Source organism: Streptomyces sp. MH60, from assembly GCF_002939385.1.
GTDB lineage: Bacteria > Actinomycetota > Actinomycetes > Streptomycetales > Streptomycetaceae > Streptomyces.
In genome coordinates this window covers 1-3,019 of the sequence record NZ_MULI01000169.1, presented here as the reverse complement: position 1 = coordinate 3,019, position 3,019 = coordinate 1, and the positions used below count along the sequence as shown (strand labels likewise).

The window sequence follows — 3,019 nt, the reverse complement described above, 5'->3', positions numbered from 1 at the left end:
CGCGTGCGCGGCCTCGGCGGGGGGCGGGACGGCCGGCTCGTCGGGCCGGCCGGCGTCCCCGGCCCGGTCTCCGTCTGCTCCGCCCTCGTGCTCGTGCTCGTCCTCGACCTCGTCCTCGTGCGTGTTCATGAGGGAGGGCGGGGGGACCTCGGTGTCGAAGACGGAGGCGGGTCGCGGCTCGGGGTCCCCGCCCGGCTCCGGTTCCGGTGCGGCCTCCGGTGCGGCCTGCGCCGCCGTGCCCAGGTTCTCCGCGAACCGGGTCAGCAGCCGTGTCGTGGCCGACGTCACCGACTCCGGGGGCAGCTCCGTGACCCGCCCGTCGGCGGTGGCCGCCCCGGTGAAGGTGAGGGTGGCGCCGCCGTCGGCGTCGTCCGTGCGGAGGGTCAGCGCGAGGGTGACCGCGCCGGTGCCGCGCGACTCGGTGGCGTCGCCCTCGACGGAGTACGTGCCGTCCTCGCGCGCGGACAGGCGCAGAGAGCCGCGGTAGGTGATGGAGTGACTGCCGATGCGGACCTTCAGCCGGCCCGCGACGGGCTCGGCACCGGCGTCCTGCTGGAGCCCCGGAACCGCCCGGGCGACCCGGACGGGGTCGGCCAGCACGTCCCTGAGCCGCTCGGCCGGAACCGGAACGAACACCTCATGCTCCATGTCAGCGCAGCCTACCCAGCGGAGGCCCGCTACACCCCCCGTCGGCACGAAGTCACCCGCCGCCCGCGCTCCCCGGCGTCACCAGTCCCGTCTCGTACGCCACGACCACCGCCTGGGCCCTGCTGGTCAGACCCAGCTTGGTCATGGTGCGGTTGAGGTGGGTCTTCACGGTGGCCTCGCTGATGAACAGCCGGTCGGCGGCCTCGGCGTTGCTCAGACCGCGGGCCACCAGTTCGAGGACCTCGGCCTCGCGGCCGGTCAGCGTCGTCAGCGCGGGCGGCGGATCCGCGTCCGGGCCTTCCCCGCGCCCCGGGTCCGTACGTCCCGTGTCCGTCATCCGCGTGAACGCCTCCACCAGGCGCCGGGTGACCGCGGGGGCGAACAGCGCGTCGCCGCCGTGCACCGCGGTGACGGCGGCCAGCAGCCGTTCGGGTCCCGCGTCCTTGAGCAGGAAGCCGGACGCGCCGGCCCGCAGGGCGCCGTACACGTACTCGTCGAGGTCGAAGGTGGTCAGGACCAGGACGCGGGGCGCGGGGTCCACCGCCTCGGCGAGGATCCGCTCGGTGGCCTCGATCCCGGTGAGGCCGGGCATGCGGATGTCCATCAGGACCACGTCCGGCCGGGTCCGCGCGGCCAGCTCCACCGCCTCGGCGCCGTCGGCCGCCTCGCCGACGACCTCCATGCCGGGGGCGGCGCGCAGCAGTGTGGCGAGACCGCTGCGGACGAGGTACTGGTCATCGACGACGAGCAGGCGTATCGGCCCGTCCGTCGGACGGTCTGCGTCGGTCATTCCCGGACGGTGCCTCCCCGGCGTGCGGCTTGTACCGGCGTCGGCAGGGTCAGGCGCACGCCGAAACCCCCCTCGCTGCGCGGGCCGACGGCGATCGTCCCGCCGTAGAGCTTGGCCCTCTCCCGCATCCCGATCAAGCCGTGTCCGCCCCGTTCGGCAGGTGTGTCCGGAACCAGCCCCTCGGCGGGTCCGTCGTCGGTCACCGACACCGTCACCTCGCCCGCGCGGTAGGCGAGTTCGACGGCGGCGTCCGCGCCGGGCGCGTGCTTGAGCACGTTGGTGAGGGCCTCCTGCACCACCCGGTAGACGCACAGCTGGACGCCGGGCGGCAGCGGACGCGGGGTGCCCGTGACGCGCAGCCGGACGCCCACGCCGCCGGTGCGCACCCGGGTGACCATCTCGTCGAGCTGGCCGAGGCCGGGAGCGGGGGCGCCGTCCGCACCCTGCACGCCGTCGGCGCGCAACAGGCCGAGCATGCGGCGCAGTTCGGCCAGTGCCTCGCCGCTGGCGCCCTCGATGGTGTCCAGGGCGTCCCGCGCGGTGCGGGCGTCGGAGTGGAACACGAAGCGGGCCAGTCCGGCCTGGACGTTGATGACGGCGATGTGATGGGCGACCACGTCGTGCAGTTCACGGGCGATCCGCACGCGTTCCTCGGCGACCTCGCGCCGGGCCCGGTCGGCCTGTTCGGCCCGCAGCCGCAGTGTCAGCTCGCCGGTCCGGCGGGCCACGTACCCGAACCGCCACAGCACCAGCGGGAAGCCCACGGCCTGCCCCGCCACCGAGGCCATCGCCCCCGCGTCGCTGCGCAGCCCGGCGTAGATCCAGACCCCGGCGAGCAGCGCGGCGCAGGCGGCGGCGGTGCGGTCGGGGCGCAGGGAGGCGACGGTGTAGACGGCGAGCATGGGGCCGAAGGAGCCGACGACGGGCCAGTAGTCGAGGGTGACGTAGACCGCCCAGCAGGCGTGCACGGCGAGACAGACGGTGACGGGGGCGCGGGTGCGCAGGACGAGGGGGAGGGTCAGCAGGGCGACGAGCGTCCAGGCGAGCGGGTCGAGCGCGGGCCACCCCTGGGCGACGGCCTCGGTGCCGAGCAGGACCGCCACGGTCGTCAGCGCCGCGGCGATCAGGCCGTCGGCCACCAAGGGGTGCAGGCGCATTCCCGCAGCGTAGGTCCGCCCGCCCGGCGTCGGCGTCATCCTTCCGCGGTACCGCGGAAGTTGCAGGAACCGGGCGGCTACCACGGCGGGTTGGCTCCGGTCTCCACCCACCGCCGGATTCCGGGGGCCGCGGTGCGGCCGTAGGTTCTCGGTGCGAGCGATCCACAGGGGGATGTGGCGGTCCGTCCCGCACCCGGGGGAGGGCCGGGCCGCCGCACGGGGATCTGCCGGACGCGGTCGCGGCACCCTCGCGGGATCAGTACCGCGGATGCACGAGCGTGGACGGGGGCAGCCCGGGGATCCGGGTGCGGGCCGCGTCGCGGGCGTCCCGGGCCAGCGATCCCGGCGTGAGGGTGCGCGGGCGGGGTGCCGCCGGGTCCAGGCGCAGCGCGGGGACGCCGCGCGCGGCCAGGAGGAAGCCCCA

Annotated in this window: 3 protein-coding genes and 1 pseudogene; all 4 read right to left on the bottom strand. The window is 75.7% G+C overall.

The genetic code is table 11. From position 1 onward, the window contains the following. On the bottom strand, nt 1-648 hold a 648-nt coding region (locus tag BZZ08_RS38265), incomplete at its 3' end, for an SRPBCC domain-containing protein (protein ID WP_198601951.1). Between the two features lie 52 nt (nt 649-700). Further along, a complete protein-coding gene (locus BZZ08_RS38260; RefSeq protein WP_104636716.1) occupies nt 701-1,438 on the bottom strand; it encodes a response regulator in 738 nt (245 codons plus the stop codon). Beyond that, the gene (locus tag BZZ08_RS38255; protein WP_104636715.1) at nt 1,435-2,595 is read right to left on the bottom strand and encodes a sensor histidine kinase; all 1,161 of its coding nucleotides are present in this window, start codon (nt 2,593-2,595) and stop codon (nt 1,435-1,437) included. The genes BZZ08_RS38260 and BZZ08_RS38255 overlap by 4 nt, the downstream gene beginning before the upstream one ends. Nucleotides 2,596-2,851: 256 nt before the next feature. Beyond that, nucleotides 2,852-3,019 (bottom strand): annotated as a pseudogene (locus BZZ08_RS39775) (spermidine synthase); the annotation flags it as partial.

Coding starts and splice junctions, on each gene's coding strand:
- BZZ08_RS38260 (WP_104636716.1), bottom strand. CDS start 1,438: ATGACCGACGCAGACCGTCCGACGGACGGGCCGATACGCCTGCTCGTC.
- BZZ08_RS38255 (WP_104636715.1), bottom strand. CDS start 2,595: ATGCGCCTGCACCCCTTGGTGGCCGACGGCCTGATCGCCGCGGCGCTG.